We start from the raw sequence: 20,060 nt of genomic DNA on the forward strand, positions 1-20,060 counted from the left end.
TTGGGCTTTTATTTTTCTGTTTCTAATTTCTATCCAAAAACCATTTGATCTTTTACAAAAGGAATTTTGTAAAGCCTATTTCCAGTAGCTTTAGCCATGGCGTTGGCCAATGCTCCTCCTGCTGGTGGTAGCGATGGTTCTCCTAAACCTGTAGGGTCATTTAAGCTTTCTACAAAATGAACGTCTACGGTTGGTGCTTCTTTGGTTCTTATCAAGCGATAATTATTGAAGTTGGAAGCTTGCGGTGTTCCATTGATGAAAGAGAAATCACCATAAAGTGCATGCCCCATTCCGTCTACTACACCTCCTTGGATTTGGTTAATCGCAGCATCAGGATTGACTACGATTCCGCAATCGACAGCAACAGTTACATTTTTCACGATCGGATTCCCATCCTTCATAATCACATCTGCTACTTCAGCTACATAGGTATTGTGTGAATAATAGGCACTAAAGCCTTTGCTCACACCGCTTTCGGCTTTGCCCCAATTTCCTTTTTCCGCAGCGAGTTTGATTACTCCAATCATTTTAGCTGGTTCGTAATCAATTTCCCCAACAGGGTTGTTTTTCGCTCGTTCAAGAATGTCTAGTCTAAGCTGAACCGCATCTTGTCCCATTTCGGCAGCTAGTTCGTCAAAGAAACACTGTTCTGCTACGGCCAAGAAATTGGTGATCGGAGCTCTCCAGGCGCCTGTGGTAATGTTACTGTCTACATAACTTGATTCGATTAAGTAGTTTTCAATGCCGCCTGCTGGAAACCAATCTGGACGCACCCAGTTGTTACGTCCCATTCCCGCGCCAGACAAATGATAGCCCGTAAGCTTTCCGTCTTTAATGGCAGCTCTGAATTTATATTTAGATGCAGGTCGGTATGTGCCAGCGGTCATGTCATCTTCTCTCGAGAAAATCACTTGAACGGCTTTGTTGGCTTTCTGAGAAATTTCAGCAGCTTCTAAAGCAAAATCACCGTAAAGTCTTCGTCCAAAACCACCACCCATCCGAGTCATTTCTAGGGTGATATCATCAGGACTCTTTTCCAGTAGTCGAGCAATTTGCCCACGCGTTCCTGCTGGTGTTTGAATTGGCCCTACCAATTTTACTTTGTCGCCTGTCGCATCGGCAAAGAAATTCATCGGTTCCATAGTGTTATGTGGCAAGAAAGGAGCCTCATATGTTTTCTCAAACACCCTGTCTGCCGAAGCTATTGCTTTTAAGGCATCACCATCGCTACGACTTGGTCTTTCTGACCTTTTGTTCAATAGCTTGTTCATTTCATTGTCATGATAAGGCGTATCTTCAAGCTGTCCACTCATGTCCCAATCGGCAACTAAGGCTTTTTTGCCTTTCATGGCCGCCCAAGTATTGTTGGCCAATACAGCCACCTTATCTCCGAACTGAATTACATCATTAACACCACTTACTTTTCTGGCTTCTGTGTCATCGAAGGATTTTAGTTTGGCACCAAAGGCTGGAGGCCTAAGTACAACCGCATACTGCATTCCCGCTTGCTTGTAGTCAATCCCGAATACTGGCTTGCCAGTAATGATTTCATTCAAATCAACATTCTTTTGACTCTTACCAATGATGGTGAAGTCTTTAGGGTCTTTTAAAGTAACCTCTTCAGGGATTTCTATGCCCACAGCTTTTGAGGCCAATTCGCCATAACTCAATTTTTTTCTTCCGTTTAGCACGTAACCACCTTTGGTGGTAAGGCTATTGGCGTCAACTGCCCATTCTTTGGCGGCAGTTTCGATCATCAATCTTCGGGCTGTGGCTCCGGCCATTCGCATGCTTTTCCAGCTGCTTCTAATCGACTGACTTCCACCCGCTACCTGACGAGGAAATGCATTGTCAAGCGGAGCTTGTTTTACGATTACATCTTTCCAGTCCACATCTAGCTCTTCGGCCACAAGCATTGGCATCGATGTCTTCACATTCTGGCCGATTTCTGGATTTGGTGACATGATGGTAATTTCACCGTTGTCGGCAATGGTCAGATAAGCATTGATATCGAACCAAGCCGAGGCCGGATCTTTCACTTCTGCCGAAGGCGAACAAGCCCAATTGAAACCGATCATTAATCCTCCTCCAGCAAGAGCAGAAGTTTTTAGGAATGATCTCCTGTCTACTTTTGTTTTTATAACTGTCATTTTTTCTTGGTTTGGAGGTTATAGATTGGTGGCTGCTGTAGAAATAGCGGCTTTAATTTTATTGTATGTACCACAACGGCAAAGGTTTCCGTTCATAGCCGTTTCAATTTCATCCATAGACGGAGAGTTGTTGCGTTGAAGCAAAGCGGCTGCATTCATAATTTGACCTGCTTGGCAATAGCCACACTGAGGAACATCGTGTTCTACCCAAGCTTTTTGTAACACGTGGTCAGCTTTTTCGGAAAGGCCTTCAATGGTGGTAATTTTTGCGTTTGAAACGGCAGAAACTGGAATTGAGCATGAACGAACGGCATTGCCATCCATATGGATAGTGCAGGCGCCACATTGAGCAATTCCACAGCCGAACTTAGTACCCTTAAGGTCTAGGTGGTCTCGCAAAACCCATAGCATTGGGGTGTCTGCATCAGCCTCAACGGATTGTTGCTTGCCATTAATTGTAAGTTGGTAAGTAGCCATAACGGATGAATTTGAGTGTTTTGAATTGATGAATATATGATTTATGAGTTCAAAATCATAGTTAAAATTGGTGAAGGTTAGCTTCTGGTTTATGGAAATTGATTCGATTCCACTTTTTCATTGTACTTACTATTGATAATGACTTTTTATACAGAATAGGGGTTAGTTTTGTAACGAAATTAAATGTTCCGAAATATGTGACTCACAAATGCGATTATCCGATTTGTGCCGTTACATTTTTAGAGCGTTTCCACCAATAATTACAAAATAATGAAACACAGAATTTTAACCATGTTAGTGCTAGTGGTTGCACTAATAATAACCACTTCACCTCAATCTATAGGACAAGAGCAGGGACAAGAACAAGTAGAGGTACCTAAAAATGATTTGAGAAGTCAATGGGCGGAATTGATTCAGTCTTCAGAAACGTATTTGGATAAGAAAATCATCAGGATCACTAGCTTAAGCGAGTACAGAAATGTGTTAGGGGATAGTTTGACCAGTTATACCAATAGTATAGAAAGCCTAAAGGCTGAGAAGAATAAGATTGAACTTGAAACCAGCGCTTTAAAATCAGAGTTAGAATCGGTGAGATCAGAATTGGAAGCCAGTGAAAAGCTGAATGATAATATGTCATTCTTTGGCATTCTCTTAAGTAAGGCGGCCTATAGTATTATTGTATGGTCGATTGTTGTCCTTTTAGTGGTAGTAATAATAGTCATGTTTGCTCGTATGAAAAAGGTGGTTCAATCAGCCAAACGCATTAAGGCTTCCTTTACACAAGTGAGTGAAGACTTTAGAGCACATCAATTTGAGGCAAAGGAGAATCAGATTAAGATAAAACGTGAACTCCAGACTGCCTTGAACAAATTAGAATTGAACAGATAATTCGACAGAAGAACCATCACTGTCAATTTTTATATACCTCAAGAAAACTCTCGTTTAAAAATAAGAAAGGCTGTCTCATACGAGACAGCCTTTCTGTTTTAGTAGTTTCTATAACTCGGTTAAGCTTGTGCGCTCACTTTAGGGGCACCGGCTAGGATTTCATCGCTAGCGTATTCTTTGAATTTCGCGAAATTCTCATTGAATTTAACTGCCAATTTGTTTGCTTCCACATCGTAAGCTGCTTTATCTGCCCAAGTGTTTTTAGGACTCAATATTTCAGTAGGTACGTTAGGACACTCATTTGGCATGGCCAAACCGAAAACATTGTGAGTTGTATATGCTACATTCTCAAGTTTGCCTTCAAGTGCTGCAGTAATCATCGCTCTTGTAAACTTCAGTTTCATTCGGCTACCGGTACCATAAGCACCACCAGACCAACCTGTGTTCACCAACCAAACGTTTACGCCAGCAGCTTCCATTTTTTGACCAAGCATTTCAGCATACTTAGTTGGGTGCAAAGGCATAAATGGAGCTCCGAAACAAGCAGAGAAAGCCGAAACTGGCTCAGTAATACCTGCTTCAGTACCAGCCACTTTTGCAGTATAGCCAGAAATAAAGTGGAACATTGCTTGACCAGGAGTCAACTTGGAGATTGGAGGTAAAACACCTGAAGCATCACAAGTAAGGAAGAAAATATTCTTTGGATTAGCACCAACAGAAGATTCCTGAATGTTATTGATATGGTAAATAGGGTAAGAAACTCTTGTGTTTTCAGTGATTTTACCGCTAGTGTAATCAGGCTCGTTGGTACCTTCTTTGAAAGTAATATTCTCTAATAGAGCACCTGGCTTAATTGCATTCCAAATGTCTGGTTCTTTTTCTTCAGAAAGGTCAATTACTTTGGCATAACAACCGCCTTCAAAGTTGAAAACAGTATTTTCGCTGGTCCAACCGTGCTCATCATCACCAATAAGCTTTCTGTTTGGGTCGGCAGAAAGGGTAGTTTTACCTGTTCCTGAAAGCCCAAAGAAAATTGCAGTATCACCATCTTCACCTACGTTAGCAGAGCAATGCATGGCTAGGGTGTCTTTTTGGTGAGGAAGAATGAAGTTCAAGGCAGAGAAAATGCCTTTTTTCATTTCACCAGTATAACCAGTTCCACCAATTAAAGCGATTTTTCTTTTGAAATTGAGTATTGCAAAGTTGTGCTGTCTCGTTCCGTCTCTATCAGGAACGGCCATAAAACCTGGAGCACAAACTACTGTCCACTCTGGAGTAAAGTTTTTGAACTCTTCTAAAGTAGGACGTAAAAACATGTTAAATGTAAATAAATTAGACCAAGGAAGCTCGGTTACAACTCTTACATTAGTTCTGTATTTTGGATCTGCACAAACATAAGAATCGCGTGCATAAATTTCTTTTCCAGAAAGGTACTCCGTTACTCTGTCATAAAGTGCATCGAACTTCGCTGGCTCAAAAGGAATGTTAATGTTTCCCCACCATACCGAATCTTCGGTGATTTCATCTCTAACAATAAACCTGTCTTTCGGTGAACGACCGGTGAATTCACCTGTGTTCACGTTTATGGCACCAGTACTGGTTTCTTGCGCCATTCCTTTTTCCACAGAAATTTTCGCCAGTTCATCTGCCGATAGGTTCCAATGTACTATGGCATCTTTGATGCCCAATTCTTTCACACTCGCTTCGTTGGATTTAAGCCCGTTTTCTTGCATTTTCTTAGTTTTTAATACTCTGTTTTGCAAACGATTGCATTCTATTTAGGGGTGCAAAAATAAGGAAAAAAAGTTTTGATTAGAATTCCACGCAGTAATAATAAAAACACTCTTACAAGTGGTTGAAAAACTCTGTTTGGCGGTCATTAATATAAACACATTTGTAAATACCCTTTTACCGTAGTAGTTTTATCGGTATTGAACTAAACAAAATCGGAATCTATGCTGGATAAAGGAACTATTGAAGGTCCACAGATGATGGGGCATCCCAAAGGTCTGTTCTATCTTTTTTTCGCTGAACTTTGGGAAAGGTTTAGCTTTTATGGAATGAGGGCATTGTTGACCCTATATATGGTCAACGAAATTTTTGAAGCCCTTACCTCACGAGATTTGGCCTCAGCCGCAGTATATGCTTCTTATGGGTCTTTGGTCTATGCTTCCACTGTAGTAGGAGGAAGAGTTTCTGATACGCTATTAGGCTTCAGGAAATCAATTATTCTTGGTGGTATTCTAATGTCACTAGGGCATTTTGTTCTTGCTGTTGAAAACGAATATACCTTTTATTTAGCACTTGCTTTGATTGTTGTGGGCAATGGTTTCTTTAAGCCAAACATCTCAACTTTTGTTGGGTCGCTCTATAAGGATGGCGATACTCGTAAAGATTCAGGATTCACCATTTTCTATATGGGAATTAATATTGGCGGTTTTGCTGCTCCACTCTTGTGTGGTTGGTTAGGGCGTGAATATGGTTGGCACTATGGTTTTGGCCTTGCTGGTATTGGTATGTTGGCAGGTCTTATCGTTTTCTGGAGTGGTATTAAGAAAGGAGTATTCTTAGACAAAGGATTGCCACCAAGTGAAGAGAGGTTAGAGACAAGGGTTTTAGGGATCAAAAAGAAGACTTTTGTACCGATCTTATCTCTCTTAGCTGTACCTGTTATCGCAATAATGTTGGCTTCTTATGGAGCTATTGGTGGTGGAGCTACTTTTCTAGGAGATCAGAACGTGGTTACCCTTATTTTTAAGTTGTTGGGTGTAGCCATCCTAATCTATATGGCGGTGATCATGTATCAAGCAACGGCTTCTGAAAGAAAGAAATTAGCAGTGGCCTTATTGATCACTGTCTTTATGAGTATTTTCTGGGGCTTCCATGAACTCTCAGGATCTGTGATTACGCTTTTTGCGAGTAGAAATGTAAACCTTTGGTTGGTCGATGCAGCGCAAACCAATGCGTTAAACTCAATGTGGATTATCATTCTCTCCATTCCAATATCATTACTTTGGGGCTTCTTGGCTAAGAAGAAATTGAATCCGAGAACTCCGTATAAATTTGCGCTGGGTTTATCCTTAGCGGCTGTTAGTTTCTTTGTGCTTTCATTGAGTGGAAATGCAGCAGATTCTGAAGGTATGGTGCCTTTCTTTTACTTGATGGTAATGTACTTCTTGATTTCAGTTGGAGAGCTATTCATGTCTCCTGTTGGATTGTCTAAAATTACAGACTTATCACCACAAAGAATTGTAGCCTTTATGATGGGGGTTTGGTTCCTTTCTTCAGCTTACGCCTTCCAAATTGTTGGTTTTATTGGCAAACAACTGGCTGTTGAAAGTGCCGATGCCAATGTTGGTGGTTTTGATTCGCTAGGGATATACATGGGTGGATTTGAGCTAATTGCTAAGTATGCATTTGGTGCAGCCATCATTGTGTTCCTGCTCGGCCCAATCTTGAAAAGGTGGATGCAGGATGTACACTAAGTATATTTTGTAATGAAATTGAAAGCCGCTCTAGAGCGGCTTTTTTTATGCCCTTACCAGCATAGCTCCACTGGAATAGCCACCACCGAATACGGTGATTACTGCCAATTGATCTTTTTGCATTGACTCAAATATTTGTGAATAACCAATAGAAGAACTTGCAGAACCCGTATTGCCAAACTCTACCATATTGATCACTACTTTTTCAATAGGGAAGTTTAAGGTTTCTGCCACGTTGTTAATGATTCTCATGTTGGCTTGATGCGGGATCAGGAAGTCTAGTTGCTCTAATGAACAGCCCCCATGTCTGAGGATTGCCATTGTTTTTTCAGACATGAATTTAATGGCATTGTAGAAAACGTCCTTCCCATCGGGCATTGAAATGCCGCCATCAAAAGGTTTTAAACATACGCCATTTGGCCCACGACCAATTGTGGCGTGGCCTTCGGTATTTACGCCAATAACTTCATGGTCTTTTTTGGTAACTCTTTCTTTTGAAAGAAATACGGCAGAAGCTCCATCGCCCCAAAGGTGAGCTGAGACTGGGTCTGACTCATTTAAATAGGCCCAATTGTGTTCTGAGGTTACAATTAATGCTTTTTTAGCTTTACCCATAGAGAAATAACCTTCTGCAATCTCAACTGCATTTAGAAAAGAGCTGCAGGCAGAAGAAACGGAAAACACTACCGCTCCATTGATATTATACTTTTGTTGAACCACATGGGCAAGCGTACCCACCGTATCATAAGGAGAGTAGGTAGCACCTATAATCAGGTCCACTTCGGTTATATCATAAGGTAACTTATCCAGTCCATTTTCAATGGCCGAAATGGCCATTGTGTTTACATTCTCATTTGCTGAAGTTCTTCTGCGATTTTTGATTCCTGATTTACGAATGATGCTTTCATCGTCCATGCCATTTTTATCAAGGAAATAACTATTGGGGATTACATTCGAGGGAATATAATGGGATGCTAAATTAATGTACATGAAATCCTGTTACGGGTGGTTGTTTTAATATTTGAGTTTCAGTTTCGAAACTAGTACATATTTCGGGAATCTCTTAAAATGAATGGTAATTAGGGTTATTGAAATTTGAACGGGTCTAGCAGGGCTTAGGTTAAAATCTCCTGCACCTTCCTCTGAAGGTTCGGGATAATTTCTTCTTCAAACCATGGGTTTTTTCTTATCCAAATCCCGTTTCTAGGAGAAGGATGAACTAGCGGGAAGAATTCAGGTAAGTAGGCTTCGTAGTTCTGAACCGTTTCTGTGAGTGTCTTTTTCTTCTTTTTCCCCAAATAATAGCCTTGCGCATATTGACCAATTAAAAGTGTCAGTTTAACTTCTTTAAGGTGATCGAAAATTTGACTATGCCATAATGGAGCACATTCTGGTCGTGGCGGCAAATCGCCAGATTTACCTTTGCCAGGATAGCAAAAACCCATGGGTACAATGCCGAACAGGTCTGTGTTATAAAATTTTTCATTGGTTACACCTAACCATTTTCTAAGGTTCTTGCCAGATGCATCGTCCCACGGAATACCAGAGTCATGTACTTTGGTGCCTGGTGCTTGGCCAATCACCAATATTTTCGAGTTTGGTCCAATGGAGACTACAGGTCGTGGCCCAAGTGGTAAATGTTTGGCACATACAGTACATGCTTTAATTTGCTGCAGTAAGTCTTCAAAGCTTGACATAGGGTTTCAATTTAAAACAAAAATGCTATAGAGAAATAGAAGAGGTGGAGAGACTGTATTTGAAATGACAATTGGATTACTAAGCTGAATTAATGGCATTCGATTATCTTCGCCCAAAGTTTAATTGAATGAGTACCCAAGAACTAGTTTACTTTATTGATTTAGGTGGAACCCTTGTGTTTGCAATTAGTGGTTGGTTGGCAGCTTCTAAAAAGCAAATGGACCCTTTTGGAGCTTCTGTAATTGCCTTTATCACGGCAGTTGGAGGTGGAACCTTGCGTGATTTACTCATTGGTAGTCAGCCGGTAGGGTGGATGGTAGATCAGAACTATTTGCTAATGATTGCTTTGGGGATTGGACTGGGTTATTTGTTCAAACATTATTTGGAAAAATTAAGGAAAACAATGTTCCTGTTTGACTCCATCGGGATTGGCTTGTTTACTATTCTAGGAATTGAAAAAACGCTTTCCTTTGGTTTAACCCCCGTAATTGCGGTAATGATGGGGACAGTCTCTGCTGTTTTTGGTGGAGTGTTACGTGATACGTTGGCCAATGAAGTACCTTTGATCTTTAGAGAAGAAATTTATGCAACAGCCTGCTTAACTGGCGGTATTCTGTTTTTGATTTTGGGTTATTTCAATGTTAATGTTGATGTTAAAATCATTCTGACTGTTTGCTATATTATTGGATTAAGAATTATTTCTGTAAGGAATAAGTGGTCACTTCCGGCAATTAAATAGTTTAACAAAACTTACCATGAAGCTTATTCATTCACCAAACGCACCTAAAGCTTTAGGACCCTATTGCTCCGCAATTCGAACTGGAAATTTGCTTTTCTGCTCAGGGCAAACCGGCATTGATCCCTCGACCAATAAAGTGGAGTCGACTACTATTGAAGGGCAAACTAGACAAGTATTGGCAAACCTTAAAGCTGTTTTAGTCTCTGAGGGGCTAGGAGTGAAGGATGTTGTGAAGTGCAATGTTTACCTCAGTGATATGCAGTACTTCGAAACAATGAATGCTGTGTATGGCGACTTCTTTGAAGGTCATACACCTGCAAGAACCACCGTTGCCGTAGCAGGGCTTCCTTTAAATGCACTCGTAGAGATTGAGTGTATAGCCGAAATCAAATAGATCCTTCTGTTACTGTTAGGCTGTCGTCAGTTTAGGTTGCTTTTTCTTGTACAAAGCGAAGGCATTACCTACAATAAGCATTAGCATTCCTATAATAGTGTATTCAGTGAATATAAAGTCTTCAAAAATCGTGGAGATAATAACCGCTACAACGGGTACCACTACTATGGTATAGGCAGCTCTTCCTGCACCGATTTTGCTGATCAGCGTGAGGTACATATTGAATGCGATTATCGAACCAAAAACCACTAGATAAAGGAGTGATAAAACATAGGGTGCAGACCAGTCGATGGTAAATGGCCTGCCGAGCGTTACTGCAACAATAAGCATGGCTATGGCGCCATACAACATGGCGAAAGCTGTGGATTGCATTACAGGAATTTTCAACTTTGAGTTATAGCCTGAAGTTACATTGCCAAGACTGGCGATCATTACTGAAGCAATACAGAGGATTAAACCAGTAAATGATTCGTCCGCTGCAGTGAATGCCATCAGTTCACGTTTAAAAATAACCATGGTGCCAAGCACCCCGAATAATGCGCCAATAAATACTTTAGGTATAATGGGTTGTTTTAAGAATATGGAACCGAAAACCATATTGAAGAAAATAATCAATGTAAAAGCAACCGCTACTAGCCCGCTTGTCAGGTATTGCTCAGACTGATATACCAACCAATAATTGAAACCATGAAGAAGTACACCTTGCAAAGCAATTCTTAAATGAATCTGCCATGAGAAGGAAAGGTTCTTCGACCTGATTTTGCAATACCCCAAAAACAGCAAGCCAGCCAAGGCAAATCGATAACTTACCGACATTATTGGGTCAACACTACCAAGTTGAAAAGTGATGACATACCAAGTAGAGCCCCAGATAAGTGCTGGTATGGCGAAGAGCAAAAAGTTATTCGATTCCTTCATGAAATTTGAAAGCCCGAATTTAGCGAGACGGTTCAATTTTCAATTGCTGGATGATTAGTTTTTTTTCAAGTGGGTGAGAGGAAGGAGCTCGCTTATTTTTTGTTCAAATAAGCTTTTAAATCAGCAATGCTGTCGAGTTCATAAAACGAGTAATTGCCAATGGTGTGTTTATCAATTTTTTCATGCACCCAAGTATCATGAAATGGAATGTGAATGGCATTTCCACCAATTTCGCAAATGGGAAGAATATCCGATTTCAGCGAATTTCCAATCATAAGGAAGTCAGAGGCATTAATTTGATAACGGTCCAAAATGCTTTGGTAAGTGGGTGCATTTTTTTCACTTACAATCTCAATGTGTTCAAAGTAATCAGCCAAGCCTGATCTTGCGATCTTAGTTTCTTGATCCCATAAGTCACCTTTGGTAATTACGATGAGCTGATAATTGTCTTTGAGCCACTCTAGATTCTCTTGAATCCCCGGTAAGACTTGAACAGGGTGGGTTAGCATTTCTTTACCCAAATTGATTACACTTTGTATGTCGGTACCTGTTATTTTATGCTGCGTTAGCTCAATGGCTGACTCGATCATTGAGAGCATAAAACCCTTTATTCCATAACCGAAAAGCTTAAGATTTCTTAGCTCGACTTCGTAAAGTTGTCGCTCCAAACTGTCGTCAGTTTCAAAATACTTAGAAAGGATAGTTTCAAACTGAAGTCTGGTCTTGGTGAAAATTGGTTCGTTTACCCAAAGTGTATCATCCGCATCAAAGGCGATGGTTTTAATGTGATTCATAATTTGTATTCAAATTCAGGTAGAAATGAAAAATGCCTCTATTGAAAAGCTACATGCAAATCAATAGAGACAAGTTTTAATTTGGGTATTTCGTTTTACCAGCCTGTTCTATAATTTCGTTTTACGTACTGATTCGCTTCGTCAAAGTTAGTGACCCTCATGTTTTTGGCATCCCAATGCAATCTCTTTCTACCATGGTATTTTGTGCCACCCCAGAAACCTTGATTTTTTGCGTTTGGATCTACTTCAAAATATGCTTTTAAGGCAAGGTTTCCTATGAGAAGACTTTCTGTAAACGGTCCAGCGTAGTCAAAGGAAGAACTTGTTTCAGCCTTTCCGTACCCCGCTATACAGGCATTTACCCACTGTAAATAGTGTCCTTCTGGAACTCTAGCAATACTTTCTTTTACCGATACCTGCTCATTTAATGATAAAGGAAGTAATCTCGGGTTAGCGCCATAGCAGTCGGCTAAAAGCTTTCCTTTGGTGCCTATAAAGAGTACTCCACCATCCCAATTTCCAAATGCTTCATTGTCACCGAGTTCCTCCGGTCTTTCAGGCATTATGCCTCCATCCATCCAAGCAACTTTTATATTTCCCTTGCCATCTGTTCTTGGGTAGTTTAAATGAATTTTACTCGCAGTAGGGAAGCTCTTTGGGTAATCGACTGTTTCAAAATTAGCCTTGAAAGCGTCAGCTGCACTGCATTCTACCTGATCTGGATATAGGATGGGTAGAATTCTATAGACAGGATCCATAATGTGGCAAGCCATATCTCCTAATGCACCAGTTCCAAAATCTGACCAGCCTCTCCAGTCAAAAGGCAAGTATGCATCATTGTAGTCACGTTTTTCTGCAGTACCTAGCCATAAATCCCAATCTAATTCTTTCGGAATGTTATCTTTTCTGGTAGGGGTTTCTAGCGCCATAGGCCAAATGGCTCGGTTTGTCCAGCATTGTACAGTATGGACTTCGCCAATTAATCCGGCATCATAATATTCTTTCATTTTCCGAACCCCATCTCCCGAAGCTCCTTGATTTCCCATTTGGGTAACTACCTGATACTTTCGAGCTGCTTCCGTCAACTGTCTAGCTTCTGCGATATCATGGGTAAGGGGTTTTTGAACATAAACATGTTTACCTAATTCCATAGCCGCCATGGCTTGCACTGCATGCATGTGGTCTGGGGTAGAGACAGATACAGCATCGATGCTGTCTTTGTTTTCTTCCAGCATCTTGCGGTAGTCTTTGTACATTGGAGCGTCAGGGAAATTCTTTACAGACTCCTTAGTACTTCTTTCGTCTACATCGCAGAGGTAGGCAATTTTTACATTCGGACTCGTAGCAAAAGAAGCCAAATCACTAGTTCCTTTTCCTCCAGCTCCAATTCCAGCAATGTATAGTGTGTCGGAGGGGGCTACAAAGCCGTTACCCAGCACGTGACGTGGAACGATGGTAAATGCTGCTCCAGCAAAACCTAAAGTTTTTATAAAATTTCTACGGGTAGTTGAGCTTGATGGGGTCTTATTCTCTTCGTTGGTTGACATAATCTGGTTTATATCTAAAAAGTAAATTTGAATCCCTTGAATTTATGAAATCGATTTCAAATTGACTAGATCATTTTGAAACAATGTCTTAATGAGGTTAATTTTGAGTTTCAGATCAGGAGGTGTTTTGAATCATTAAAATAATAAAAGCGACTCCAAAACTCAATCTATCAAGAATTACTAAACAATAATTAAAATGAAATCTTTGGAAAACAGTTAGAATAATGAGGTGAATCATCTGAAATTTCTTATTCTCTTTTCCGCTTAGACTTGAGTGATACTAGAAATGTGTATTTTCGCCTGATTTCTGAAATTCAAACAATACTCTTCTTGAAAACTAAAACTTTACTTGTTACCCTTCTCTTTTTGGTTATGGCCTCAGGGCTTAGTTATGTCTATTTTTTTAAGAAAGATAAAGGTGTTGAAATACAGAGGCTTATCCCGGCCAATAGTCTTGGGCTAATTACTGTAAATAATGTTTCAGAAGCCATTAAAGACTACTCAAGTTATCCATGGTGGGACGAGGCCAATTCCTTACCTTTTATTAGTCGATTAACAGAGGCTAATGGTAAAATAGACTCATTGGTAAAGTCAGGAGTACTGCAATCAAAGATCAATGAGAATCCTGTATATGTTTCTTTCCATTTAACATCTAACAATAGTATAGACCCGCTCTTTTTTATTGGATCAGATGGGTTTGAATGGTTGCCAACAAATATTAAAAAGTTGGCCAACCTATGGTTCAACAAAGATCTGTTTTTCGAAAGTAGGGTGTTTAATGAAAAACTCATCTACGAGGCTAATGTACAAGAGTCAACATGGGGCTTCATAAGCTTGGGTAGTTACCTCGTTATCTCTACCAATTCTGTCTTATTAGAAGATGTAATTCGTGCTGAAGAAGATGAGTCTAGCCGATTGATGAAGTCGGAGCTCAAGATGGATGAAAACCAGAAGGGGGTGAGTTTGCTCTTGAATACAGATAGAGTTGGAAGGCTTAGGAATGTGTTTACAGGTAATAATGAATCCTCCCCAAATCAACTTAAGGGCCTTATAAATATAAAGATAGAGCCATCAAGTGCTGGTTTGACTTTTAATGGAATTAGCCTTTTGAACCAGGAGATTAATCAAGATTTGCCATCAAATGCGTTGATCAACGTAGAAAATTTTATCCCAAGCTCAGCAAGTTTTGTACGTTGGTTCGGAATTGATGAATCTCAGAATGCATCACTTAGCGGTTTTGATATTTCATTGTTTCAAACGCTTCAGAACTCTGAAATATGTGAAGTGAACATTGTACTTGGGGCAAATACCATGTCTCAAGTTCTTTTGTCCGAAGTTTCTGATGTGTCGAAAATATCAAAAATGCTTGAAGAGATTTCTAAAGCCAGTAGGGCCGAAGGAGATACCTTATTTACAGAAAGCTTTATTAATAATGAAATAAGGTTCGTGAACGAGGAGCAGTTTTTGGTGAAGACATATGGAGATCGATACCAGAAATCTGGCAAACCTTATTACGCGTTCTTTAATAATGTTATGCTGATTAGCGATAATATTGATGCGCTAAAAACGGTTTTGGTAGATTATGATGCCGAGAATACTTGGGGGAGAATACCTGAAAAAAGAAGGTATCTAGATAACTTGGTTAGAGAAGCCAATATCACTCAACTCAATAATTTTGAATTTTATTTAGACCCACTTGTTAATTCTTTTAACCCGAAATGGAAGGCCTTTTTTAAAGATCATATCCAATTATTTTCATCATTCGATAACTTCAACTTTCAAATTAATGAAGCATCAAGCCGACTCATTGTGAGCGCTGAGCTTACTTTTAACGAATCAGTAAAAAGGCCTTTAGTTAGAGATAGCAATCGTAATTCCGATCCAATTAACCCGAAGATAGGACTGAATTTAGTAACTAATGCTTATGGAAATGGTAAGCTTACCACTAAACCATTTGTAGTGAAGAATCATAATAATAACGCTCAGGAAATTATCTTTCAAGATGAACTGAACCAACTCTATTTGGTGGATAGAACGGGTAATATTTTGTGGAAGAAAGAACTAGAGGGGAAGATAAATGGGGCGATTGAGCAAATAGATTTTTACGCTAATCGTAAACTCCAATACCTAATGTTTACGGATTCTGCTGTTTATTTAATTGATAGGAATGGCGATGACGTAGAAGGTTTTCCAATGGCCTTTGCAACAGAGCTTCCTATTACTCAATACTCCGTTGTTGATTATGACAATAGTAAAAACTACAGATACGCCACTACAGATAGAAGAGGGAATGTCTATTTGTTGAGTAAAGAAGGTGAAATGCTTGAAGGTTGGTCACCAAAGGTGATGGGGTCTGCATTACGAGGGGTGCCTGAACATATTAGAATCAGAGGTAGAGATTGCTTTGTTATTGTAGAGGCCAATGGTAATATTCACCTTTTGAACAGGAAGGGGGAAGAGTACCCTGGCTTTCCATACAAAACGGACAAGCAAATTTCAGGAGATTACTTTATTCAACAAGGGCCATCGTTTAACGAATCCTATATCAAGGTTTTGAGTGAAGACGGAGAGTTGCTCTCACTTGATTTCAACGGGAGTGTCAAAGGACGGAATCAATTGGTGAAACCATCGGTGTCTAGTCGTTTTATAGCAGTGAGAGATAAGCTTAATACTGGTCTTTTAACTGTTAGGAAAGATAGTAATCAGTTTACGGTCTTTGATGAAAAGGGTCAGCGCAAATTCGGATATGATTTTAAAGGGCAGGGAGATTGGGCTTTTGAGTATTACAATTTCAGAAATGACAGTGAATTATATGTAGCTCAAAACTTAACCACCGGTGATTTGGTAATTCTAGATGATCAAGGGAGAGAGAAATTCTCTCAAGAGGCCTTTTCCATAAATCCAATTGGTATTCTTTATTATCAGAATAAAAGGGAATACGAACTCTTTGTAAATTTCGATAATCAAATGGCTATTTATACATTTACCAAATAGGTCAAAATACTATGAAATTAGTTTTTTCTATTTTTTTATTCGTTACCAGTTTAGGTTTTGCCAAGGCTCAAAATGACAGTTTACCTGATCGTTTCAATTCGCCATACGAGGCAATACTAAATCACCTTACCTATCTACAGGAGGATAGTTATGACCCAACTCAAGCAGCGAAATCATTACGCAAAGGTGATTTATCTCAAGAAGAAATTGAAAACTTAGCCATTGAACTGAAACAAATATTTGACGGGTCTGGTAATTATATTTATCTGGATGAAGTGCCTAAAAGCCCAGACCATACGGATAGCACTACTATGAAAAAACGGTATGTGCTCTTTAGTGAGTTTCCAGAAATATATGTTCAGAAGGAGGCTGATGGCTGGTATTACTCCGGTAAATCTGTTCAGAGTATTAATCTTATTCACAAATCAGTATACCCTTTCGGAACGGATCGTCTTCTGAACCTCTTGCCAAAGCTGGGCTCAAAGAAATATGTTGGGCTTCACATGTGGCAATTAATTGGTGGGCTAATCATTATAACCTTTGCCTACGTGCTCCATTTAATTCTGACGCTTCTTCTAAGGGTCGTCATTTTTAGGTTGCTTCATAAATACGGCAAAGTCGATTTGGCAAATAACCTGATATTGCCTGTGGCTAGGCCTTTTAGTTTGGTGATTGTGTTTGCGTTCGTAAGTATCTTGATCCCTACACTTCAATTACCAATTGCGATTTCTAAATACCTTATTCTAGGGGTCGGTGCATTACTTCCTCTATTTGCTACCATGTTCTTCTATAAAATGGTGGACGTTTTGGGAGCTTATATGAAAAAAGTTGCTGAAAGAACCCAGAATACACTAGATGATCAGTTGGTGCCTTTGGTGCGCAAAATTTTAAAAACTTTTGTGATTTTGGTCGGAATTATGGCCATTCTCGATGGTCTTAAATTCGACATATGGCCATTGATAACAGGTCTGTCTATTGGGGGGTTGGCCGTGGCATTGGCCGCTCAAGACACCCTCAAGAACTTCTTTGGTTCCGTAATGATCTTCGTGGACCGTCCCTTTCAAATTGGAGATTGGATCACTTCTGACGATGTTGACGGGACAGTGGAAGAAGTAGGTTTCCGTTCTACCCGAATCAGAACTTTCCGAGACTCTTTAATGTATGTGCCGAATAGCGTAATTTCCAATAGGACAGTGGATAACCACGGTAAGCGACAGTACAGAAGGTATTTCACTAAACTGGCGATTACATATGACACACCAACCGATTTAATTGAAGTGTTTGTAAAAGGAGTCGAGAAAATCGTTCTAAACCATCCTGATACCCGAAAAGACTCATATAATATCTTTTTGAATGAATATGGCGCTTCTTCACTAGATGTAATGCTTTATATCTTCTTCAAAGTGCCCACTTGGAATGAAGAATTGAGATGTCGACAAGAAATCATGTTGAGTGTAAATCGCTTGGCTGAGAAATTAGGAGTGAGGTTCGCCTTCCCAACACAAACTTTAATGGTTGAACAATTTCCTGGCAAGTTGTCTTTAACACCTAATTACAATCAGAGCAAAGAAGAAATGAATAAGGAAATGGAAGCCTTCATTGCCAAAAACAGAAATAGTGATGGGAAAGAACTTAAGTACTAAATTTGGTACCAAGGCAGTTCATGCTGGAGTAAACCCCGATCCAACTACTGGGGCAATCATGACCCCTATTTATCAAACTTCTACCTATGTACAGCGATCACCTGGTGACCACAAGGGTTTTGAGTATTCTAGAACTCAGAATCCGACACGTTCTGCTTTACAGAGTAGCATTGCCGCGCTAGAGAATGCAAGATATGGTTTGTGTTTTGGTTCAGGTTTGGCAGCAATCGATGCTGTAATTAAGCTTCTAGAGCCTGGTGACGAAGTAATTACAGGTGATGATCTTTATGGCGGGACTTATAGAATTTTTACCAAAATATTTGCGAAATACGGAATCAAGTTCAATTTTATCTCTTTGGAAGATGTGTCGAATATCGAAAAACACATTACCTCGCAAACAAAATTGATTTGGATAGAAACGCCTACTAATCCAATGATGAATATCATTGATATTAAAGGAGCGGCTGCTATCGCTAAGAAACATAAGGTAATGCTAGGAGTGGATAACACCTTTGCCACACCGTACCTTCAAAATCCATTAGACCTAGGGGCTGACCTTGTAATGCATTCTGTGACCAAGTATTTGTCGGGTCATTCAGACGTTGTAATGGGAGCTTTGGCCATGAACGATGATAAGTTAGCTGAAGATTTAGCATTTATCCAGAAGTCATGTGGAGCGATATGTGGCCCTCAAGACGCCTTCTTGGTATTAAGGGGGATTAAAACTTTGCATTTGCGAATGCAAAGACATTGCGAGAATGGAGAGAAGGTGGCGAAGTATTTAGCTAATCACCCAAAGGTTGGAAAAGTGTATTGGCCTGGTTTCGAAGGTCATCCAAACCATAGAATTGCTAAATCTCAGATGAGAGGTTTTGGAAGCATGATTTCCTTTGTGTTTAAGGAAGATGATCAACGACAGGCTTTCAGAGTAATGGAGAAATTAAAACTATTTGCCTTGGCGGAGTCTTTAGGAGGGGTAGAGTCTTTATCTAACCATCCAGCTACAATGACTCACGGTGCTGTTCCAAGAGAGGAAAGAATGAAAATTGGGCTCTTGGATTCACTTATTAGAATTAGTGTCGGAATTGAAGACATAGAAGATTTGATAGAAGATTTAGAGCAAGCGTTGGCTTAGCCAAATATTATATCTCTTTATAAGCCCACCTCATGTGGGCTTTTTTGTTGTTAGGACTTGATTCAGAATATTATTCTGTTGATGATTGTTAATGTGTGGGTAATAAAAATATTATACTTTTTTTTCACCAAATCATAAACTTTTGTTGACCTTTGTCGTCTTAAAGGGAGTAGGAGAAATTTAACAAACAAACAGATATTTCTTACTTATAAACAGCTATTCAATAAAGAATAGAAAAGTGAACGAAAAAACAGAAAAACAACAAAACAGGTCATGAGACAAGAATTGAAAAAACAAAAAACGCTGTCCGCCCTTGTGGCATTTGGTTTAGCAGCAGTGATTACGCTTTTCGCAGCTTCAAATTCATTTGGAGTCCCTTCTCACGAAGACATTTCAGACATAGACGCTAGAATTGATATGGAGCTTTTGGCAGAGGCGGTGGCCGAAATCAAAAAGGACATGTACACTTTTGATATGGACGAAACTTTCAACTTGCATATCGAAGATGTAAAGAATATTAAAGTATTCAATGCTGAAAATAAACTTGTAGGTCAAGTATCGTTAAAAGGTAATCAAGTTATAGAAGACAAGGATATACAAGTGCTTGTTAACCGTTCAGAGTTCCTTTCAAGTTACGGTAACACGTCTATATATAGAATTTCGGAATAAAAATTAGTAGTTTATTTGAGCATAGTTAAAAGCTGACCATTTCGGTCAGCTTTTTTTGTGCCCTAACGAGTGGTTTATGCGTGTTACAAAAACAATACGACTTGTTTTTACGTAGTTACAATAGCCCCGAGTAGTGTGTGACTGAGGTAATTATCCTTTTTAATTTTTAAACCTAAAAATTGATGTCATGAAAGCACGAAACTATAACAAAGTACTGTCCGCATTCGCGATCGTGGGAGCCACCGCTCTAATGGCCTTTGTACTTGAAAATTTTAATAGTCCAACAAAGGCTAAGTCTGAGGATACAAATCTTAAATCTAAAAACATCATTCAGTTTTCAATTGATGATTCGCTTGATGCGGTAACAAAGCATGTAGAGCGAGTCAAAATTTTTGATGCACAAGATGCCCTAATAGCCGAATTTATAGCAGGTGAACCTGTGAGTGATGAAACACTTAAGCTTTATAGGCAAGCTGATTTTCTCTCTAAATTCAATAACCTCAATATCTATAAACTGAGCGAATAAGGC

Annotated in this window: 17 protein-coding genes; 9 read left to right on the forward strand and 8 right to left on the reverse strand. The window is 39.6% G+C overall.

Features of this window, described 5'->3' with window-relative positions; genetic code table 11:
• Positions 1-29: 29 nt before the first annotated feature.
• Positions 30-2,150, reverse strand: a complete 2,121-nt coding sequence (locus AWN68_RS07015) for a xanthine dehydrogenase family protein molybdopterin-binding subunit (RefSeq protein WP_068413273.1) — start codon at positions 2,148-2,150, stop codon at positions 30-32.
• Between the two features lie 18 nt (positions 2,151-2,168).
• Positions 2,169-2,627, reverse strand: a complete 459-nt coding sequence (locus tag AWN68_RS07020; protein WP_068413276.1) for a (2Fe-2S)-binding protein — start codon at positions 2,625-2,627, stop codon at positions 2,169-2,171.
• A gap of 270 nt (positions 2,628-2,897) precedes the next feature.
• Between AWN68_RS07020 and AWN68_RS07025 the strand changes: the two genes are divergently transcribed.
• Positions 2,898-3,515, forward strand: a complete 618-nt coding sequence (locus AWN68_RS07025; protein ID WP_068413279.1) for a hypothetical protein — start codon at positions 2,898-2,900, stop codon at positions 3,513-3,515.
• Positions 3,516-3,634: 119 nt separating this feature from the next.
• Here AWN68_RS07025 and pckA read toward each other — a convergent pair whose 3' ends face one another.
• Positions 3,635-5,248, reverse strand: a complete 1,614-nt coding sequence (gene pckA / locus AWN68_RS07030) for a phosphoenolpyruvate carboxykinase (ATP) (protein ID WP_068413282.1) — start codon at positions 5,246-5,248, stop codon at positions 3,635-3,637.
• Positions 5,249-5,470: 222 nt separating this feature from the next.
• Here pckA and AWN68_RS07035 point away from each other — a divergent pair, with 222 nt between their 5' ends.
• On the forward strand, positions 5,471-7,000 hold the full coding sequence (locus AWN68_RS07035) for a peptide MFS transporter (protein WP_068413285.1): 1,530 nt from the start codon (positions 5,471-5,473) through the stop codon (positions 6,998-7,000).
• Between the two features lie 45 nt (positions 7,001-7,045).
• On the opposite strand, the gene AWN68_RS07040 is transcribed toward AWN68_RS07035, so the two are convergent.
• Together AWN68_RS07040 and AWN68_RS07045 are read right to left on the reverse strand one after the other, a co-directional pair.
• Positions 7,046-7,990: a 3-oxoacyl-ACP synthase III family protein gene (locus tag AWN68_RS07040; protein WP_068413287.1), complete on the reverse strand. Its 945-nt coding sequence runs from the start codon at positions 7,988-7,990 to the stop codon at positions 7,046-7,048.
• A gap of 125 nt (positions 7,991-8,115) precedes the next feature.
• The gene (locus AWN68_RS07045; protein ID WP_068413290.1) at positions 8,116-8,697 is read right to left on the reverse strand and encodes a uracil-DNA glycosylase family protein; all 582 of its coding nucleotides are present in this window, start codon (positions 8,695-8,697) and stop codon (positions 8,116-8,118) included.
• A 128-nt stretch (positions 8,698-8,825) separates the two neighbouring features.
• Here AWN68_RS07045 and AWN68_RS07050 point away from each other — a divergent pair, with 128 nt between their 5' ends.
• Both AWN68_RS07050 and AWN68_RS07055 read left to right on the forward strand, forming a co-directional pair.
• Positions 8,826-9,437, forward strand: a complete 612-nt coding sequence (locus AWN68_RS07050) for a trimeric intracellular cation channel family protein (RefSeq protein ID WP_068413293.1) — start codon at positions 8,826-8,828, stop codon at positions 9,435-9,437.
• Positions 9,438-9,453: 16 nt separating this feature from the next.
• On the forward strand, positions 9,454-9,831 hold the full coding sequence (locus AWN68_RS07055) for a RidA family protein (protein WP_068413296.1): 378 nt from the start codon (positions 9,454-9,456) through the stop codon (positions 9,829-9,831).
• A 15-nt stretch (positions 9,832-9,846) separates the two neighbouring features.
• On the opposite strand, the gene AWN68_RS07060 is transcribed toward AWN68_RS07055, so the two are convergent.
• The 3 genes from AWN68_RS07060 to AWN68_RS07070 form a co-directional block, all read right to left on the reverse strand.
• Positions 9,847-10,749: a DMT family transporter gene (locus AWN68_RS07060; protein ID WP_068413299.1), complete on the reverse strand. Its 903-nt coding sequence runs from the start codon at positions 10,747-10,749 to the stop codon at positions 9,847-9,849.
• A gap of 92 nt (positions 10,750-10,841) precedes the next feature.
• Positions 10,842-11,543, reverse strand: coding sequence for an HAD family hydrolase (locus AWN68_RS07065; RefSeq protein ID WP_068413302.1), 702 nt, complete (start codon positions 11,541-11,543; stop codon positions 10,842-10,844).
• A 95-nt stretch (positions 11,544-11,638) separates the two neighbouring features.
• Positions 11,639-13,090, reverse strand: coding sequence for a Gfo/Idh/MocA family protein (locus AWN68_RS07070; RefSeq protein WP_068413305.1), 1,452 nt, complete (start codon positions 13,088-13,090; stop codon positions 11,639-11,641).
• A gap of 330 nt (positions 13,091-13,420) precedes the next feature.
• Between AWN68_RS07070 and AWN68_RS07075 the strand changes: the two genes are divergently transcribed.
• From AWN68_RS07075 to AWN68_RS07095, 5 genes are all read left to right on the forward strand, one after another.
• Positions 13,421-16,084 (forward strand): NHL repeat-containing protein, encoded by a 2,664-nt coding sequence (locus AWN68_RS07075; protein WP_157716116.1) that lies wholly within the window; start codon positions 13,421-13,423, stop codon positions 16,082-16,084.
• Positions 16,085-16,095: 11 nt separating this feature from the next.
• Entirely contained in the window at positions 16,096-17,727 is a 1,632-nt protein-coding gene (locus AWN68_RS07080) for a mechanosensitive ion channel family protein (RefSeq protein WP_068413311.1), read from the forward strand.
• A complete protein-coding gene (locus AWN68_RS07085) occupies positions 17,705-18,862 on the forward strand; it encodes a cystathionine gamma-synthase (protein ID WP_068413314.1) in 1,158 nt (385 codons plus the stop codon). Before AWN68_RS07080 ends, AWN68_RS07085 begins: the two co-directional genes overlap by 23 nt.
• A gap of 273 nt (positions 18,863-19,135) precedes the next feature.
• The gene (locus AWN68_RS07090) at positions 19,136-19,531 is read left to right on the forward strand and encodes a hypothetical protein (RefSeq protein ID WP_157716117.1); all 396 of its coding nucleotides are present in this window, start codon (positions 19,136-19,138) and stop codon (positions 19,529-19,531) included.
• A 187-nt stretch (positions 19,532-19,718) separates the two neighbouring features.
• Complete coding sequence (locus tag AWN68_RS07095) at positions 19,719-20,057, forward strand: hypothetical protein (RefSeq protein ID WP_068413320.1); 339 nt, start codon at positions 19,719-19,721, stop codon at positions 20,055-20,057.
• The last annotated feature ends 3 nt before the right edge of the window (positions 20,058-20,060 follow it).

The sequence above is a fragment of the Roseivirga echinicomitans genome (genome assembly GCF_001592935.1).
Classification (GTDB): domain Bacteria; phylum Bacteroidota; class Bacteroidia; order Cytophagales; family Cyclobacteriaceae; genus Roseivirga; species Roseivirga echinicomitans.